This is a genomic window from Serratia sp. 3ACOL1, from assembly GCF_003668775.1.
Lineage (GTDB): Bacteria > Pseudomonadota > Gammaproteobacteria > Enterobacterales > Enterobacteriaceae > Chania > Chania fonticola.
The window spans coordinates 5111226-5129472 of the sequence record NZ_CP033055.1 but is presented as its reverse complement, the minus strand read 5'-3'; the positions used below and the strand labels follow the sequence as shown (position 1 = coordinate 5129472).

The window sequence follows — 18247 nt, the reverse complement described above, 5'->3', positions numbered from 1 at the left end:
GGTTAGCGCACCGCAACTGCGCGCAACAGCGTTTCCAGCGGGTACACCGCCGCAATCACCACTTCATCCCGGATCTGTGCTGCCGCGTCCAGCTGTTGCTGGGCCTGTTCCGCCTCCGCGTTACTCAAAGGCTTCCCTTGCTGATAGCGTTCCAACAGCATCAAGCCCAGATCGGCCAACGCGCTGACATCCTGTACCACCGGCGCCAAGTCCTTCATCACCACGTTACCGGCTATCACCTGCTTCACCGGTGCACCGTTACGTTGCCAGCGTTGTAGACGTTCACGGATCGCCTCTGCCGCTGCGCGATGGTTCTTGTCTTTGAGCAGCAACGCCACTTGCTTATCGAGATCGCGCACTGCCGAACTTTCCGGTGGGATGGCATCGGCAAAGCGGTTCAACGGCTCAAACTGGTGGTAATTACCTGCCTTGAACTTCAGGTGCTGACGGGTGTAATACTGCCCCGGCTCCACCGCTTCGGCCAAGACCTGCAATGGAGTGATATCCACGCTGTTAGCCAAACGGGTAAACTCACGCGCCGTTTCGGCGTGCTGTTGCAGGCCGACAGACACCACCGACCAGGCATCTATCGCCGCCAGGCGTTGGTACATATTGTCCTCATTGGTCACATCCTTGGCTGACCACATACGCTCCGCCACGGCAAAGGTTCTTGGCCACAGCTTGAGATCGAGCACCGGTGCGCGGATGTTTTCCGCCCAGAAGGCGGCTTCGCCCCCCAGAATATTGGCCTGATGCTGCTCATCCGGTACCACCGGCATCACGCCCGCCGGGATCGCCGTCAATTTACTGCCACTGGTTGGGTAGCGCACGTTGCCCACCAGCGTATAACCGCTCAGTTGATCTTGTTGCAAGGTGAATACCGGGCGCGTGTCACCCATCCAGGTATCAATGCGGAAGGTCACCTGTTCTGGCGTACGCCACTCGATATCCCGCACTGCACGGCGCGATTTGTCTTTGAAATCGATAAAGCCACGCCATCCCTGCTTGCCTTCGATCAGCGTGAAGGTGCCTTCTACCGGGCTCCCCTTGAAACGCGGCATGCTGAATTGCCAGCTCTGCGCCTGCTCATCCACCTGCACGTTGGTATTTACCCCCAGCGGCTGCGGCAAAATTTCATTGCGATAGTGATAGGCGGTGCTGTGCGGCTGATCGAGATAGAAACCGGTAGAGAGGATGCCTTGATAGCCATCCTGGGCGCTGGCCCCCAAAGAATCTGGCCCACGCCAGGATTGGATCACAATGGTGCGCGGCAAGGTCGGATGGTAAATCTCATCCCAACCCACCATGCGGCGCTGATGTTGTTCGAGGATCTTTTCCAGCTTCTGGTTGAAGAAAGCCTGCAGCGCATGGGCATCTGCCAGCTGGTTCTGCTGCATAAACGCCTGGATGGTTTTGGACTCTTTCCACTGGGTGGCATCCACCTCATCCCCGCCGATATGCAAGTAAGGATCGGGGAAGATAGCCACCAGTTCGCCGATGATGCTATCGACAAACTGATAAACCTTGTCATTCGAAGGATCGAGCGTCGGCTTGTGGACGCCCCAATGGCGTTCCATTTGATACGGCCCTGGTGCACTAAGCAGCTCAGGATACGCCACGGCAATGGTAGAAGCATGGCCCGGCAGGTCGATTTCGGGCACTACCCGAATGCCACGCGCCGTAGCGTAGGCGACTACCTGCTGCATCTGTTCACGGGTGTAGAAATGACCGTCACTGGCCAGTTGCTGTAACTTTGGATAGTGCTCGGAAGCAAAGCGCCAGCCCTGATCGTCGGTCAGATGCCAGTGGAATACGTTGAGTTTAGCGGCCGCCATGCCATCGAGCTGGCGCAGAATATCCTCGACCGGCAAAAAATGGCGCGCCGAATCCAGCAGTACCCCACGCCAAGGGAAGCGTGGGACGTCGGTAATATTCACCAACGGCATAAAGGTGTTTTCGCCGTCGGTCTGCACCAATTGCAGCAGCGTTTCCATGCCGCGTAGCGCACCGAAGCGGGTGTTGGCCGTCAGCGTCGCGCCCTGCGGCGTCACCTTGAGCTGGTAACTCTCGTCGCTGTCCGGTAGCGGCTGAGCTGCAACCTGATGTTTGATGATGATGTTGATCGTTGCCGCCTGGTTTTTCTCGCTCTGTGGGGCCAGCGTCCAACCGGTTTGCCGTTCCAGGCGATCGCGCCAGCGAGCCTGCGCTTCGCTCAAGTCATCGCCCTGAACGTTGAACGATAAGCGATAATCCAGCACCAGCTTGCCTTGCGGCTGAGCTAACTCAACCTGCTGTGGCCAGGGCATCAGCGGCAGATCGCCAGCCGGTTGGGCTAGTGCATTCAGGGAAAATAACAGCGAAGAAGCCAGTAGCGTATAACTGAAGGGTTTGTGCATCGGAAATTCCTCAGAGGAAAAAATCAATCTAGCCAAGGAAGTAGATAAAGACTGAGCTGGGGAGAGATGTCCAACCGCAGGGGCAAAACGGTGCGATGGATCACAGATTGGCTCTGGAGATGCCCCTCACCCCAACCCTCTCCCACGGGGAGAGGGAGCTGGTTTGGCGTTGTCATCACGTCCGCGATCAATCTACTTCAACGCAAAAGGAAGCTAGTTCAGCATTGCAGTCAAGTACCGCGATCAAGCTATTTCGCCGCAAAAGGAAGCTAGTTAGTACCGTGATCAGGTAATTTTCTGCAACAGATGGCGTACTCGGTCGGTCCCCTCTCCCTGTGGGGAGAGGGAGATGGCTCGGCGTTGTCATGAAATATCGTGATCTAACTACTTCACTGCAAAAGGGAACTAGTTAGTGCCGTAATCAGGTAATTTTCTGCAACAGATGGCGTACTCGGTCGGTCCCCTCTCCCTGTGGGAGAGGGTTAGGGTGAGGGGACCATCAGCAAATTTACTGCCAGCCATACCGGCGTACAAACCACCCTTTCACGCACTGGGTCAGCACCATGTAACCAGCGAGGATCAGCACCAGCCACGGGAAGTAGCCCAGCGGCAACGCCTGCAGTTGCAGGAAGCCCGCCAGCGGCGAGAAGGTCAGGCCGATACCGATGGCGATCACCGCCAGCGTCATCACACACAGCGGCCAAGATGGACGGCTCTGAATAAACGGGATCTTGCGCGTACGGATCATATGGACGATCAGCGTCTGCGACAGCAGCCCTTCCACAAACCAGCCGGACTGGAACAGCGTCTGCATTTCCGGCGTATTGGCCTGGAACACGTACCACATCAGGGCAAAGGTCAGCACGTCAAAGATCGAGCTTATCGGCCCGAAGAACACCATAAAGCGGCCCAGATCGCCAGAGTTCCAACGCTGTGGCTTGGTGATCTGATCGTCATCGACGTTATCGAACGGAATGGCAATCTGTGAAATATCGTACAGCAGGTTCTGGATCAACAGATGCAGCGGTAACATCGGTAGAAAAGGTAAAAAGGCACTGGCGATCAGCACACTGAAGACGTTACCGAAGTTGGAGCTGGCGGTCATCTTGATGTATTTCAGCATGTTGGCAAACGTGCGGCGGCCCTCTATCACCCCCTGCTCCAGCACCATCAGGCTTTTTTCCAACAGGATGATATCCGCCGCTTCCTTGGCGATATCCACCGCAGAATCTACCGAAATACCAATATCCGCCGCGCGCAGCGCCGGGGCATCGTTGATACCGTCACCCATAAAGCCCACTACGTGGCCCTGCTTACGCAGCAGTTGGACGATGCGTTCCTTGTGCAGCGGCGTCAGCTTGGCAAACACCGTAGTACGCGCCGCCGCCGCGACCAGCGTGGCGTCATCCATCAGTTCGATCTCGCTGCCACGCAGGATATGCTCCGCATCCAGACCCACGTCCTTACACACCTTACCGGCGACCAGTTCGTTGTCGCCGGTGAGGATCTTGACGGTTACGCCATTCTTTTTCAGCGCAGCCAACGCCGGTGCGGTGCTCTCCTTCGGCGGATCGAGGAAGGCGATATAGCCTTCGAGGATCAGATCCGATTCATCCGCCACGCCATACTCATGATCCGTCGCTGGCAGGATCTTGTTGGCCACCGCCACCACGCGCAGCCCTTGCTGGTTGAGCTCGTCGGTAACACGGCGGATGCGCGCCAGCAGCGCTTCGCTGAGCGGGATCACCTCATCTTCCTGACGCACATGGCTACAGATCGACAGCATCTCTTCCAGCGCGCCCTTGCAGATCAGCTCATGGTATTGCGCCTCTTTCGCAACCACCACTGACATGCGGCGGCGTTCGAAATCGAACGGGATCTCGTCCACTTTGCGGTAATGCTGCAACGCGTCCGGCTGTTGGCTTTCGTCGGCACAGGTCAGCACCGCCACATCCAGCAGGTTTTTCAGTCCGGTCTGGTAGAAGCTGTTCAGCCAGGCGTAACGCAGCACCCGCTCGCTGTTGGCTCCAAACACATCGGTATGGCGCTCCAGCACAATTTTGTCCTGAGTCAGCGTGCCGGTTTTATCGGTGCACAGAATATCCATCGCGCCAAAGTTCTGGATCGCGTCCAGACGTTTGACGATCACCTTCTGGCGCGACAGCTTGACCGCCCCTTTCGCCAGGGTAGAGGTGACGATCATCGGCAGCATTTCCGGCGTCAGCCCCACCGCCACCGAGAGCGCAAACAGTGCCGCTTCCCACCAGTCGCCTTTAGTGAAGCCGTTAATGAGCAACACGATTGGCGTCATCACCAACATGAAGCGGATCAATAGCCAGCTTACTTTGCTGATACCGGCCTGGAAGGCGTTGGGCTGCTCATCCTGGCTGGTTACCCGCTGCGCCAACTGGCCGAAGTAGGTTTCGCTGCCAGTACCAATCACTATGGCCAGCGCGGTGCCGCTGACGACGTTAGTGCCCATGAAGCACAGGTTTTGGCACTCCAACGGATCGCTCACCTGGCCACGGGGATCCGCCACTTTTTCTACCGGCAGCGATTCACCGGTCAGCGCGGCCTGGCTGATAAACAGATCCTTGGCAGAAAGCAACCGCAGATCCGCTGGGATCATATCCCCAGCCGACAGCTTGATGATATCGCCCGGCACCAGCTGTGAGATCGGCAGTTCGCTATGTTCGCTTTTACCGGTATGCGCATCACTGCGGTACACCGTCGCGGTGTTACTGACCATCGCCTTCAGCGCATCCGCCGCCTTGTTGGAGCGGGCTTCCTGAATAAAGTGCAGCAGCGTGGAGATCAGCACCATCAGACCAATCACCAGCGCAGCGATCAGATCCTCGGTGGCGTAGGAAATCAGCCCCAGTACTGTCAACAGGAGGTTGAAGGGGTTGCTGTAGCAGTGCCACAAATGCTTCCACCAGCTTTCGGCCAGCTGGTTTTCGATGGTGTTGCTGCCAAACAGTCCGCGGGCAGTTTCTGCTTCATGCGCGGTGATGCCTTCCGGGTGACTGTTGAAACGCTCATACAGTTGCATCGCGCTGGCGGCGGCACATTCCAGGCGTTGTTTAGCCAAACCGGCAGGCAGCTCTTGCGCCGAGCCACTGACGCTTTCCAATAGCGCATCACGCCGCACCAGGCGGCGTGGCAAATTGCGGCTGAGCAAACCCAGCAGCCGACGGGGGATATATTTAAATTTCATCGTTCGCACCTCATCGCCCAGCGCCTCACGGCAGTGGGTGAACGGCGGATCGGCCCGCTGGCTTGATTTTCTGACGCGCCAAAAATCCTCCGCCGGAACAGATCCTATTATTTTCAATCACAACAGAGGCGAACTATCGAGCAAGTGCCGCTGCTTACCTAAACCGGTAAAACAGCAACGCAGAGCGAAGAGGTTTTACCGGGGAACCGAATGAGTAGTGTCAGGGCTCGGATCAGGATCCATTCAGGGATTTACCTCCGGTAAAGAAAAAGTGAGAACGGCAAAGGCGGCCATTCCGTTTTGCAACACTATGGGCCGCGCACCAAGATCCGCGCGTTAAAATGCGCTATGGTAGCGAGCATAAGTGGGATGTTGTATACCCTATGAATTTCAAGTTGCAGCTAGGCGACAAACTGACTCATCCCCAGGAGCTTACTTTAGTAAGTGACCGGGGTGTGTAAGTACAGGTAACAACGCTGCAACTTGAAAGGCGACGGGTATAAGTTTAAGCCTCATAACCTAAATGAAAAGTAAACCATGCAAAACCGGCTGACAATCAAGGATATCGCCCGCCTGAGCGGGGTAGGCAAGTCTACCGTCTCACGCGTGATGAATAACGAAGGCAGCGTAAGCCCACAAACCCGTGAACGGGTGGAGGCGGTGATCCGCAGCCAGGGTTTTACCCCGTCAAAATCGGCGCGTGCCATGCGCGGCCAGAGCGACAAAGTGGTCGCCATTATCGTTTCCCGTCTGGATTCCCCTTCGGAAAATCAGGCCGTGCGCACCATGTTGCCGCTGCTGTATCAGCAGGGCTTCGATCCGATCGTGATGGAAAGCCAGTTTGAAACCCGGTTGGTAGAGGAACACCTCAACGTACTGCGCCAGCGCAACGTCGACGGCGTGATCCTGTTCGGCTTTACCGGCCTGACCGCTGATATGCTCAAACCGTGGCAGGAAAAGATGGTGGTGGTCGCCCGCGAATATCCGGGGATTTCCTCCGTTTGTTATGACGATGAAGGTGCCGTGAAACTGCTGATGCAGCGCTTACGCAAGCAGGGTCACAGCCATATCAGCTACCTTGGCGTGCAGGAGTCCGATGCCACCACCGGGATGCGTCGCCATCAGGCCTATCTGGATACCTGTCGCGCGCAAAAAATCTCGCCGCTGGTGGCGTTGGGTGAACTGAACTATCAGAGCGGTTTCCAACTGGCCGCCAACGTGATTGAACCTCAAACCACCGCGCTGGTGTGCGCCTCCGATACTATCGCGCTAGGTGCGATGAAGTACCTGCAACAGCAACAGATTACGCCAATCCAGGTGTGCGCCATCGGTAATACGCCAATGCTCAACTTCTTGTTCCCAGAGACGTTTTCCGTTGAGTTGGGCTATGGTACCGCAGGGCAGCAGGCGGCCCTTCAACTGCTGGGCCAGTTGAGTGGTGAACTCAGCATCCGCCAAATCATTATCCCCTGCAAACTTGCCTAATAGCAGGCGCAGCATGCTGCGCCCCTACATATCGTAGCCAGAGTTCATTTTGACGCTATTTGCGGCTTTATTGTTCATTTTGTGATCCTCACCGCAAGTTGGGAACGTTCCCATTTAATAAAAACGGCCTAGTGGCTAAGCTTAAAAACATCAATACCTCTGAGCCTCACTGATAACAAAGGTGCCATAATGAGCAAAGTTCAGCAGCAGGACATCGATCGCCTGATCGTGCTGGTGGGTGGCCGCGAGAATATCGCCACCGTCAGCCACTGCATTACCCGCCTGCGTTTCGTCCTTAACGATCCCGCCAAGGCCAAGCCGAAAGAGATTGAGCAGTTGCGCATGGTCAAAGGCTGTTTCACCAACGCCGGGCAGTTCCAGGTGGTGATTGGCCCTGAAGTTGGTGATTACTATCAGGCGTTAATCGCAGCCACCGGCATCAACGAAGCCGATAAGGAACAGGCCAAACTGGCCGCTCGCCAGAACATGACCTGGTTCGAACGCGGTATCTCCCACTTCGCCGAGATCTTCTTCCCACTGCTGCCAGCCCTGATCAGCGGCGGTTTGATCCTGGGTTTCCGCAACGTGATCGGCGATATCCCAATGTCCGGCGGCCAAACGCTGGCCCAGATGCACCCTGCCTGGAAAACCATTTATGACTTCCTGTGGTTATTGGGCGAGGCCATCTTTATGTTCCTACCGGTGGCTATCTGTTGGTCAACGGTGAAGAAGATGGGCGGTACCCCAGTACTCGGCATCGTGATGGGGATCACCCTGGTCTCCCCGCAGTTGATGAACTCCTACCTGCTCGGCCAGCAAGTGCCAGAAGTGTGGAACTTTGGCTGGTTCACCATTGAGAAAGTGGGCTATCAGGCGCAGGTGATCCCGTCGATCCTCGCCGGTATGGCGTTGGGCTGGATCGAAACTCGTCTGAAAAAGATCGTGCCGGATTATCTGTATCTGGTGGTGGTGCCGGTGGTTTCCCTGCTGTTGGCCGTGTTCCTGGCTCACACGCTGATCGGTCCGTTTGGTCGCATGATTGGCGATGGCGTCGCTTGGGCAGTGAAGTGGGTAATGACCGGTAGTTTCGCCCCGATCGGCGCGGCACTGTTTGGCTTCCTGTATGCACCGTTGGTGATCACCGGGGTGCATCAGACCACGCTGGCAATCGATATGCAGATGATCCAAAGCATGGGCGGTACGCCAGTCTGGCCGTTGATTGCCCTGTCTAATATCGCGCAGGCCTCGGCAGTGCTGGGCATCATCATCGTCAGCCGCAAGGCCAACGAACGTGAGATTTCCGTACCGGCCGCCATCTCCGCCTATCTCGGCGTGACCGAACCAGCCATGTACGGCATCAACCTGAAATATCGCTTCCCTATGCTGTGCGCGATGATCGGCTCCGCCTTCGCAGGCTTGATTTGTGGCCTGACCGGCGTGATGGCTAACGGCATCGGCGTAGGTGGCCTGCCGGGCATCCTGTCTATCCAACCGCAGTTCTGGCTGATCTACTCCGTAGCCATCCTGGTGGCCGTAGTGATCCCACTGCTGCTGACCATGATGGTTTACAAACGCAAAGCCAGCCGCGGCGAGTTACCGGTTTAAACTGAAAGGTATTTTTTTATGAGCAATGTAATTCCCTGGTGGCAGAACGGCGTTATTTATCAAATCTATCCGAAGAGCTTCCAGGACAGCACCGGTAACGGCTATGGCGATCTGGCAGGGGTAACTCAACGGCTGGACTATTTGCAGGAGCTGGGCGTCGATGCCATCTGGCTGACGCCGGTCTATGTCTCGCCCCAGGTCGATAATGGCTACGACGTCGCCGATTACTGCGCCATCGATCCGGCCTACGGCACCATGGCCGACTTCGAACACCTGGTGGCACAGGCCCACCAGCGCAGCATCCGTATCGTGATGGATATGGTGTTTAACCACACCTCCACCGAGCATCCGTGGTTTAAGGCTTCGCAGGATCCTGCCAGCCCGCTGCGTCAGTTCTACATCTGGCGCGATGGCGAAGGTGACGCCCTGCCCAATAACTGGCGCTCCAAATTTGGCGGTAATGCCTGGCAATGGCACGCCGACAGCGGCCAATATTACCTGCACCTGTTTGCTACCGAGCAGGCCGACCTGAACTGGGAACACCCGCCGGTGCGCGAAGAGCTGAAGAAAGTGTGCCAGTTCTGGGCAGATAAAGGCGTGGATGGGCTGCGCCTTGATGTAATCAACCTGGTGTCCAAGCAGCAGGACTTCCCGAGTGATAACCAGGGCGATGGCCGCCGTTTCTACACCGACGGCCCGCGCATTCACGAGTTTTTGCAGGAGATGAGCCGCGACGTGTTTCAGCCACGCGGCCTGATGACCGTGGGCGAGATGTCTTCAACCTCGCTGGAGCACTGCCAGCAGTATGCGGCGCAAAGCGGTGCCGAGCTGTCGATGACCTTCAACTTCCACCACCTGAAAGTAGACTATGCCAACGGGCAGAAGTGGACGCTGGCCGCACCAGATTACGTCGAGTTGAAGCAGATTTTCCACCACTGGCAGCAAGGCATGCATAACCGCGCCTGGAACGCGCTGTTCTGGTGTAATCACGACCAGCCACGCATCGTTTCGCGCTTTGGCGACGAGGGCGAGCTGCGAGTCACCGCTGCCAAGATGCTGGCGATGGTGCTGCACGGTATGCAGGGCACGCCGTATATCTATCAGGGTGAAGAGATCGGCATGACCAATCCAGGCTTCCAGCAGATCGGAAGCTATCGCGATGTGGAAAGTCTGAATATGTACGCCGAACTGCAGGCTCAGGGAAGAAACGAAGGCGAACTGTTGGCTATTCTGGCCAGCAAATCACGGGACAATGGCCGCACACCGATGCAGTGGAACGCGACACCCCACGCAGGCTTCACCACCGGTACGCCTTGGATAGCCTGTGCAGAGAACTACCCCCAGATTAATGCCACGGCAGCATTGGCCGATCGTGATTCGGTATTTTACGCTTATCGCCATCTGATCGCCCTGCGCAAGCAGTATCCGCTGCTGACTCACGGCGACTATCAGGATCTGGCCCCGGCTCACCCGGCATTGTGGTGTTATCAACGTAGTTGGAATGGGCAACGGTTGCTGGTAGTTGCGAACCTGAGCCGCGAACCGTTGGCATGGGATGCCGCTGGCGTTGAATTTTCTGAACTGTGGCGGCCACTGATAAGCAACTATATGGATGCTGCAGAGCAGCCACGGGCCGGAGTTTTGCGGCCTTTCGAGGCGAGTTGGTGGCTGCTGGAGTCCTGATTGGCCACCGGGAGTTGTTTGCTACAATCCATACATAATTGTCTGAAAAACATTGATTTTGTATGGATCGAACAATGAAATTGGCGCTGGGAACACTTCCTCAGTTACTCAGCGCCTGCCAGCAAGCGCCAGGCAGGGGCCAAAAGGCAGCGGATCTAACCGCGACGCCCTGCCGTTGAATCATATATTTAACACTGAGTAATTGACCTTTATTATTCCCCGTATAAATAAATCACCCAGCACAATTATTTTTACTTTCACTTAACTTGCCTAAATTTCTTCCTAAATCATTATTACGCTATTTCAGGCGTAAAAAGATCTGCATCCAAGATCAAAATGTGAAGGATATCCCAAATTGTAAATAGATTTATTTCACGCTGTAAAAAAAACATGCAATAATAGGTAAAATTCAGATTAAAAACATAATTACATAATAAATATAACTATTTTAATTAAACCACCAGACTGATTTTTCCCATCGGCCTTTTTACCTCTCGCGAAATGGAGCACTCTTTATGACCATCAAAAGGAAGTCGATATTTATAGTCAGTGGTTTATTAGCCGCCGGATTGACCGGCTGTGACAATAATGATACCCAGATTACTCCGAGTAATCAGGCGGAGCTGGAGAGCAGAAATATTCCCACGCTTACCGTCGACGGGCTGAAATTTAAAGATCTGAATAAAAACGGCCAGCTAGATCCTTATGAAGACTGGCGTCTTGATAGCGCCACCCGCGCCCGCGATCTGACCGCCCGCATGAACGTGGAAGAAAAAGCCGGTGCCATGATGCACGGTACCATTGGCCTCGATGGTGCTGGCCGCGTCGATATTAGCGCCGCCGAAGAAGATGTGAACCAACGCTTCGTCAACACCTTCATTACCCGCATGGCGGGCGATCCACAGCATATTTCCGCCGATAACAATGCGCTGCAGGAAATGGCCGAGAAGTCTCGCCTCGGTATACCGGTAACCATCAGTACCGATCCGCGCAACCACTTCGTTAACGATCCTAATGCCACCAGCGTCGCGGCGGGCAGCTTCTCACAATGGCCAGAACCGCTCGGCTTGGCGGCAATCGATGATACGGCATTGTCCAAAACCTTTGGTGACATCGCCCGTCAGGAGTACCGGGCCGTTGGGATCCATATGGCGTTATCACCGCAGGCCGACCTTGCCACCGAACCGCGCTGGGGCCGTATCAACGGTACTTTCGGCGAGGATAACCAACTCGCCAAACGCCAGGTGCAAGCCTATATCGAAGGCTTCCAGCATGGTGATAAAGGCCTGACCCAAGACAGCGTCATCACCGTGGTCAAACACTTTGCCGGTGGCGGACCACAGCTTGGCGGGTTGGATCCACACAACATCTTTGGCAAAGAGCAGGTTTACCCAGGCGAGAATCTGGAATACCACCTGGTACCGTTCGAAGGAGCGTTTGCCGCCAATGTGGCCTCGGTGATGCCCTATTACGGCCAACCGATCAACCTGTGGTACAAGGATCAGCTGATTGAAGAAGTAGGCTTTGGCTTTAACAAGCAGGTGTTGACCGAGATGCTGCGTGGCCGCTTTGGTTTCACCGGCGTAGTGCTGAGTGACTGGGGCATCCTGGAAAGCTGCGAAGGTAAATGCGCCACCGGTATCAGCGATGCCGACATCGCCGCCGGAGTCTCGCCTTGGACTGCCGGGATCGGCATGTCGTGGGGCGTTGAGAACCTCACCCGCCAGGAACGCGTAGTGAAAGCGGTGGAAGCCGGGATCGATCAGTTCGGCGGTACCAGCGATCCTAGCGATCTGATAGAAGCCATCAACCAGCAACAGCTGCCGATCGCCACCATCGACGCTTCCGTCACACGCATTTTACAGCAGAAGTTTGAGCTGGGGCTGTTTGAGAAACCTTACGTGGATGAAGCCAAAGCGGTGAAAATTGTCGGCAATGCGGAGTTCCAGCAGAAAGGGGATGATGCACAGCGCCGTGCGCAGATCCTGTTGCAGAATAACCAGGCCCTGTTGCCATTGGCACTGAGCGGCAAGAAGGTGTTCCTGCATAACGTCAACGCTACCGTGGCGGCACGCTATGGGTTGGAAGTCGTCGCTACGCCGGAGGAGGCGGAGATCGCCATCCTGCGAGTAGATACACCGCATCAGAACGATCCGCACTACCCGTTTGGCGTTTCGGTCAACTTTGGCCAACTGGGCTTTGACGATGCCGATACCGTGGTGCTGGATCAGAAAGCGGGCACTTACAGCGGCAGTGAAGACTATCAGTTGATCAAACAGGTGAAGGCGCTCAACATTCCAACGGTGATTTCCGTTTACCTCGATCGCCCGGCGATCCTGACCAACATCGTGGATAAAACCGACGTACTGCTGGCCAACTTTGGCGCATCCGATGAGGCGGTGCTGGATGTGATCACCGGCAAGAGCAAGGCACAGGGTAAGTTACCGTTTGAGCTGCCATCCAGCTGGCAGGCGGTGCTGGATCAGAAAGAGGACGTGGCGCACGATTCTGTCGATCCTCTGTTCCCAATCGGCGCGGGTATTCTGTAATACGGCCCTCTCCTCATCCCTCTTCCCATGTGGAAGAGGGATGCAGAAAGTCACCACTTAAAAACTCTGCACCAGCTTCACTACGTCCGCCGCTTCCTCTGCCAGCTTCTCATCGCTCATATCAAATACGCCCTGCACCAGATGCGGCGGCAAATAATCCATGCCGGTCAGGTTGGCGACGGCGTTAAACGGCCGCAGCAGGTCGGCTACCGGATAGCGGTTATAGCCAGCCGGTGAATAGGCCTGCGCGTTGCCCCCGGTGCTAACCACCAGTTGCAAAGGCTTACCCTGCAGCTGAGTACCTTCGCTACCATAGGCGAAACCGTGGGTTAATACCGCATCCTGCCATTCGCTGAGGATCGCCGGTGAGCTGTACCAATAGAACGGAAACAGCATCACCACCACATCATGCGCTTGCAGCAGTTCCTGCTCGCGGGCCACGTCAATCTGGTAGTCCGGATAAACGCGCATCAGTTCATGCACGGTGACGTTAGGTAAAGGACGCAGCACCTCGATCAGCGCCTTATTGATGCGGGAGTCATCAGGGAAACGGTGGGCGGCCAACACTAAAATACGCGACATGGGGAAATCCTTGTTTATCGAAAGTAAGCCATTTTTTCATTTCCTCCGTTTCCGGTGTAGTCTGTAAACGGTCACATTAACTTCAACCTAAAGTATCAACCATTATGTCGCTGCCCATTGACGTACACCGCCTGTTACCGGCGTTTCTCAGCGCCGCTCAGACACAAAACTTCTCCGCCGCTGCACGCCAGTTGGGCGTGACCCCGGCAGCGATCAGCAAAAATATCCGCGTGCTGGAAGAGAAGCTGGCGCTGCGGTTGTTCCAACGCAACACCCACAGCGTGGTGCTGACTGATGAAGGCAAAGCCCTGCTGGAACAGGTAGCACCGCTATGGCAAGCGCTGACCGCCACGCTGGAGCTGGCCGGGGGCGCACAACTCCCTCCAGCCGGTAGCGTGCGCGTCAGCATGATCCCAGGCTTTGGCCGCCAGGTACTGATGCCGCTGATCCCTGAGTTTTTAAAACGCTACCCGATGATCGATCTGGATCTGTCGCTAGATGCCCGGGTGGTGAACCTGGTCGGTGAAGGTTTTGATGTTGGCATCGGCAGCCAGGTTGATCCCGATAGCCAGCTGGTAGCTCGCCCGCTCTACCCAATGCAGATGCTATTGGTCGCCGCCCCCGGTTACCTTGCCCAACATGGCACACCGCTGGTGCCGGAAGATCTGCTGCAACACAGTTGCCTGCTGCACCGCAATCCGGACACCGGGCGTAATGTAAAATGGCCACTGGCACACAAAATGCTGGATCTGCATGGCCGCCTGACGGCCAGCAGCCCGGAGATGTTGCTAGATTCCGCGCTGGCCGGGCTGGGCATCGCTTGCCTGTCGCGCTGGCATGTGGAACAGCATTTTGCCCAGGGAACCTTGCTACCGGTGCTGCAAGATCACTGGCCTAAACCCACGCAAATCTGGCTTTACTACGCCTCGGCAGATCTGCCACCGCGGGTGCGCGTCTGGGTCGATTTTTTACTGGCGCATTTTCGCCGCTAATCGGCATGATGCGATCGCAATCACGCTTTAACGATCTTTCGGATAATCGGTATTTTCCATTCAAGCCGCTGATAGCAAGGGTTACAAATATTCCTGTAACGGGTAACTGTACAGCGTTCAAACTGCTCCCCCCATTCTTTGACCCACGTCAAAAAAAGCGGCACCACACCCATATATAGTGCCCATATAGATTCAATCACCTATATGTAGTAGTTATCCACAATATCATCCACACCCTCCGCAGCCCTTGCGACCTGCGGTTTTGCCCTGTGGATAAGCCGACGCTCCCCCATGGGGACAGGAGTTACAACGTGAAACCAGTAGTGATTAAACGGGACGGTTGCCAGGTATCTTTTGACGAGATGCTGATCAAGCAGGCCATCGAGCGGGCCGCTTTGGCCGCTGAAGTTGTCGATGCTGACTACTGTGCTACCGTCGCCCGCGTGGTCGCTCAACAGATGGAAAATCGACCGCGTGTCGACATCCACGAAATCCAGCAGGCGGTAGAAAACCAGCTGATGTCTGGCCCGTATAAGCAACTGGCACGTACCTACATCGAATATCGCCACGATCGTGACGTCTCGCGTGAGCTGCGCGGGCGGCTGAACCAGGAAATTCGTGGTCTGGTGGAACAAAGCAACGTCGCGCTGCTCAATGAGAACGCCAATAAAGACAGCAAGGTGATCCCTACCCAGCGCGATCTGCTGGCCGGTATCGTTGCCAAGCACTACGCCAAACAGCATATCCTGCCGCGCGATGTGGTGCTGGCGCATGAGCGCGGCGAAATCCACTATCACGATCTCGACTACTCACCGTTCTTCCCGATGTTCAACTGTATGCTGATCGATCTGAAAGGCATGTTGACCAACGGCTTCAAGATGGGTAACGCCGAGATCGAGCCGCCGAAGTCGATCTCCACCGCCACCGCCGTGACCGCGCAGATCATCGCTCAGGTTGCCAGCCATATTTATGGCGGTACCACCATCAACCGCATTGATGAGATCCTGGCCCCCTTCGTCACCGAGAGCTTCCACAAGCACCAGCAGGTAGCGCAGCAGTGGCAGATCCCAGACGTGGCAGGCTATGCGATGACCCGCACCGAGAAAGAGTGTTACGACGCCTTCCAGTCGCTGGAATATGAAGTCAACACTCTGCATACCGCCAACGGCCAGACGCCGTTTGTCACCTTCGGTTTCGGTTTGGGCACCAGTTGGGAATCGCGCATGATCCAGCAGTCGATCCTGAAAAATCGTATCGCCGGGCTGGGTAAAAATCGTAAAACCGCCGTGTTCCCGAAACTGGTCTTCGCCATCCGCGACGGCCTGAACCACAAGTTTGGTGACGCTAACTACGACATCAAACAGCTGGCGCTGGAATGTGCCAGCAAACGCATGTATCCAGACATTCTCAATTACGATCAGGTGGTCAAGGTCACCGGTTCCTTTAAAACGCCGATGGGTTGCCGCAGCTTCCTCGGCACCTATGAAGAAAACGGCGAGCAGATCCACGATGGCCGCAACAATATCGGCGTGATCAGCCTGAACCTGCCGCGTATCGCTCTGGAGGCCCAGGGTAACGAAGACCGCTTCTGGCAGTTGCTGGATGAGCGCTTGCTGCTGGCCAAGAAAGCCCTGATGACCCGCATTGCCCGCCTGGAAGGCATCAAAGCCCGCGTGGCACCGATCCTGTATATGGAAGGCGCCTGCGGAGTACGGTTGAAGGCCGACGACAATATCGCGGAGATCTTCAAGAACGGTCGCGCCTCGATTTCGTTGGGCTACATCGGCGTGCATGAAACCATCAACGCACTGTTTGGCTCAGAAAAACACGTGTACGACGACGAGCAACTGCGTGCCAAAGCCATCGCCATCGTTGAGCGCCTGAAAAACGCCACCGAAAGCTGGAAGGAAGAAACCGGCTACGGCTTCAGCCTGTACAGCACGCCAAGTGAGAACCTGTGCGATCGCTTCTGCCGCCTGGATACCAGCGAGTTTGGCGTGGTCGCCGGGGTGACTGACAAGGGTTATTACACCAACAGTTTCCACCTCGACGTGGAGAAAAAGGTTAATCCGTACGACAAGCTGGACTTCGAAGCGCCATATCCACCTTTGGCCAACGGCGGTTTTATCTGTTACGGCGAATACCCGAACCTACAGCACAACCTGAAGGCGCTGGAAGACGTGTGGGATTACAGCTACACCCGCGTGCCTTATTACGGCACCAACACGCCGATCGATGAGTGCTACGAGTGTGGCTACACCGGTGAGTTCTCCTGTACCAGCAAGGGCTTCACCTGCCCGAAATGTGGCAACCATGATTCGGCAAAAGTGTCGGTGACCCGCCGCGTGTGTGGCTATCTGGGCAGCCCGGATGCCCGGCCGTTCAACGCCGGTAAGCAGGAAGAAGTGAAACGCCGCGTGAAACATCTGGGCAATGGGCAGATCGGCTAATTATAGCGAATGACCCCTCACCCTAACCCTCTCCCACAGGGAGAGGGGACCGAATGTGCCACGTCTTAACGACGGCATTCGTCCTCAACATAGCCTAGCTACAGATTAACTTCTGCATCTGAGCACAGCATCAGGTCAGCTCCCTCTTACTAAAGGAGAGGCTTGAGATGAGAAGATGGGGCCATATACGTCACAGGTAACTTCCATACCTGACCACCGCACCGTACCAGCTCCCTCTCCCCGTGGGAGAGGGTTGGGGTGAGGGGCCATATAAAAGATCGCAATACTATGAATTTTCACCAGTATTATCCTATCGACGTGGTCAACGGCCCCGGCACCCGCTGCACGCTGTTTGTCGCAGGCTGCGTGCACCAATGCCCCGGTTGCTATAACAAAAGCACCTGGCGGCTGAACTCTGGCCTGCCGTTTACCCAGCAGATGGAAGATCAGGTCATAGCCGATCTCAACGACACGCGTATTCCACGCCAAGGGTTGTCGCTGTCCGGTGGCGATCCGCTGCACCCGGCCAACGTCGCCGCCGTGCTGCAGTTGGTCAAACGAGTGCATGCCGAATGTCCCGGCAAAGATATCTGGCTGTGGACCGGCTATAAGCTGGATGAACTGGATAGCGAGCAGATGCAGATCGTCGATCGGATTAACGTATTGATAGATGGCAAGTTTGTGCAGGATTTAAAAGACCCGGCGCTGATTTGGCGCGGCAGCGCTAACCAGGTGGTGCATAAGCTGCGTTAATTGGGGAATTTTTCACGCTGATGGGCGACGGCTAAAACCTTTATCACCTCATTCGAAGTGATTTTTTGCTCTGATTTTGGCTTTAAACTCGTCCATCCGTTCTTCAGCTTGCCGGAGAGTAAGATAAGCACTCTCTTCTCCATGTAAGCGAGCAAAGGCTGCATCCACCTTTTCCTTCAACCAGCCTTCGTGTTCACCTACCGTTTTCTGCGCTAACAGTTTGGTCTCGTTCTTCGTGCAAAACTGATTATGGTTTGCCATTTGCAAAGCTCCTATTTACCCGACACTTTGATTCACTAAAGTTAGCTCATTTGTGACTTCAAAATCATCTGAAATGCCTTATTTTCTAGCAAATAAGCCAATTCCATTTCTTTAGATCATCATCTCCCTGTCCCAAATTGTTCATCAGTTCGCCACCTACGCGTCACCTGATTGTCATCTGCTCCCGGCAACATTAGCCCAACTTTGTTACCGAGTGCCGATCATGAATTCTATCGCCGCTTTTTCGCTTTCTCCCCCAACCGAAGTGCCGAGG

The 18247-nt window shown here is 55.5% G+C and carries 11 protein-coding genes; 7 read left to right on the top strand and 4 right to left on the bottom strand.

Translation table 11 applies throughout. From position 1 onward, the window contains the following. Positions 1 to 2 precede the first annotated feature (2 nt). Together D9980_RS23275 and mgtA are read right to left on the bottom strand one after the other, a co-directional pair. Positions 3 to 2396 carry a beta-N-acetylhexosaminidase gene (locus D9980_RS23275; protein WP_121608551.1) on the bottom strand — a complete coding sequence of 798 codons (2394 nt, stop codon included), beginning with the start codon at positions 2394 to 2396 and terminating at the stop codon, positions 3 to 5. A gap of 508 nt (positions 2397 to 2904) precedes the next feature. Beyond that, entirely contained in the window at positions 2905 to 5613 is a 2709-nt protein-coding gene (mgtA, locus tag D9980_RS23270; RefSeq protein WP_121608550.1) for a magnesium-translocating P-type ATPase, read from the bottom strand. Positions 5614 to 6150: 537 nt separating this feature from the next. On the opposite strand from mgtA, the gene treR reads away from it, so the two are divergent. The 4 genes from treR to D9980_RS23250 all read left to right on the top strand — a co-directional run bounded on the left by treR (position 6151) and on the right by D9980_RS23250 (position 12935). Further along, positions 6151 to 7098, top strand: coding sequence for a trehalose operon repressor TreR (gene treR, locus D9980_RS23265; RefSeq protein WP_024483407.1), 948 nt, complete (start codon positions 6151 to 6153; stop codon positions 7096 to 7098). A 189-nt stretch (positions 7099 to 7287) separates the two neighbouring features. After that, positions 7288 to 8703, top strand: a complete 1416-nt coding sequence (gene treB / locus D9980_RS23260) for a PTS trehalose transporter subunit IIBC (RefSeq protein WP_021179093.1) — start codon at positions 7288 to 7290, stop codon at positions 8701 to 8703. Between the two features lie 18 nt (positions 8704 to 8721). Beyond that, the gene (gene treC, locus D9980_RS23255; protein ID WP_121608549.1) at positions 8722 to 10386 is read left to right on the top strand and encodes an alpha,alpha-phosphotrehalase; all 1665 of its coding nucleotides are present in this window, start codon (positions 8722 to 8724) and stop codon (positions 10384 to 10386) included. Positions 10387 to 10901: 515 nt separating this feature from the next. Continuing rightward, positions 10902 to 12935 carry a glycoside hydrolase family 3 N-terminal domain-containing protein gene (locus D9980_RS23250; protein WP_121608548.1) on the top strand — a complete coding sequence of 678 codons (2034 nt, stop codon included), beginning with the start codon at positions 10902 to 10904 and terminating at the stop codon, positions 12933 to 12935. A gap of 57 nt (positions 12936 to 12992) precedes the next feature. Here the strand turns inward: D9980_RS23250 and D9980_RS23245 are convergent, their stop codons facing one another. Continuing rightward, entirely contained in the window at positions 12993 to 13517 is a 525-nt protein-coding gene (locus tag D9980_RS23245) for an NAD(P)H-dependent oxidoreductase (protein WP_121608547.1), read from the bottom strand. Positions 13518 to 13621: 104 nt separating this feature from the next. On the opposite strand from D9980_RS23245, the gene D9980_RS23240 reads away from it, so the two are divergent. The 3 genes from D9980_RS23240 to nrdG all read left to right on the top strand — a co-directional run bounded on the left by D9980_RS23240 (position 13622) and on the right by nrdG (position 17712). Next, on the top strand, positions 13622 to 14509 hold the full coding sequence (locus tag D9980_RS23240) for a LysR family transcriptional regulator (protein ID WP_121608546.1): 888 nt from the start codon (positions 13622 to 13624) through the stop codon (positions 14507 to 14509). A gap of 311 nt (positions 14510 to 14820) precedes the next feature. Further along, a complete protein-coding gene (gene nrdD, locus D9980_RS23235) occupies positions 14821 to 16959 on the top strand; it encodes an anaerobic ribonucleoside-triphosphate reductase (RefSeq protein WP_121608545.1) in 2139 nt (712 codons plus the stop codon). A gap of 288 nt (positions 16960 to 17247) precedes the next feature. Then, positions 17248 to 17712: an anaerobic ribonucleoside-triphosphate reductase-activating protein gene (gene nrdG, locus D9980_RS23230; protein WP_021807485.1), complete on the top strand. Its 465-nt coding sequence runs from the start codon at positions 17248 to 17250 to the stop codon at positions 17710 to 17712. A gap of 48 nt (positions 17713 to 17760) precedes the next feature. On the opposite strand, the gene D9980_RS23225 is transcribed toward nrdG, so the two are convergent. Beyond that, complete coding sequence (locus D9980_RS23225) at positions 17761 to 17973, bottom strand: hypothetical protein (protein WP_121608544.1); 213 nt, start codon at positions 17971 to 17973, stop codon at positions 17761 to 17763. Positions 17974 to 18247 lie beyond the last annotated feature (274 nt).

Bases quoted from the DNA above. Each gene is read 5' to 3' on its own strand.
- D9980_RS23225 (WP_121608544.1), bottom strand. From the start codon at position 17,973: ATGGCAAACCATAATCAGTTTTGCACGAAGAACGAGACCAAACTGTTA.
- treR (WP_024483407.1), top strand. From the start codon at position 6,151: ATGCAAAACCGGCTGACAATCAAGGATATCGCCCGCCTGAGCGGGGTA.
- D9980_RS23245 (WP_121608547.1), bottom strand. From the start codon at position 13,517: ATGTCGCGTATTTTAGTGTTGGCCGCCCACCGTTTCCCTGATGACTCC.
- mgtA (WP_121608550.1), bottom strand. From the start codon at position 5,613: ATGAAATTTAAATATATCCCCCGTCGGCTGCTGGGTTTGCTCAGCCGC.
- D9980_RS23250 (WP_121608548.1), top strand. From the start codon at position 10,902: ATGACCATCAAAAGGAAGTCGATATTTATAGTCAGTGGTTTATTAGCC.
- D9980_RS23240 (WP_121608546.1), top strand. From the start codon at position 13,622: ATGTCGCTGCCCATTGACGTACACCGCCTGTTACCGGCGTTTCTCAGC.
- D9980_RS23275 (WP_121608551.1), bottom strand. From the start codon at position 2,396: ATGCACAAACCCTTCAGTTATACGCTACTGGCTTCTTCGCTGTTATTT.
- treC (WP_121608549.1), top strand. From the start codon at position 8,722: ATGAGCAATGTAATTCCCTGGTGGCAGAACGGCGTTATTTATCAAATC.
- nrdG (WP_021807485.1), top strand. From the start codon at position 17,248: ATGAATTTTCACCAGTATTATCCTATCGACGTGGTCAACGGCCCCGGC.
- treB (WP_021179093.1), top strand. From the start codon at position 7,288: ATGAGCAAAGTTCAGCAGCAGGACATCGATCGCCTGATCGTGCTGGTG.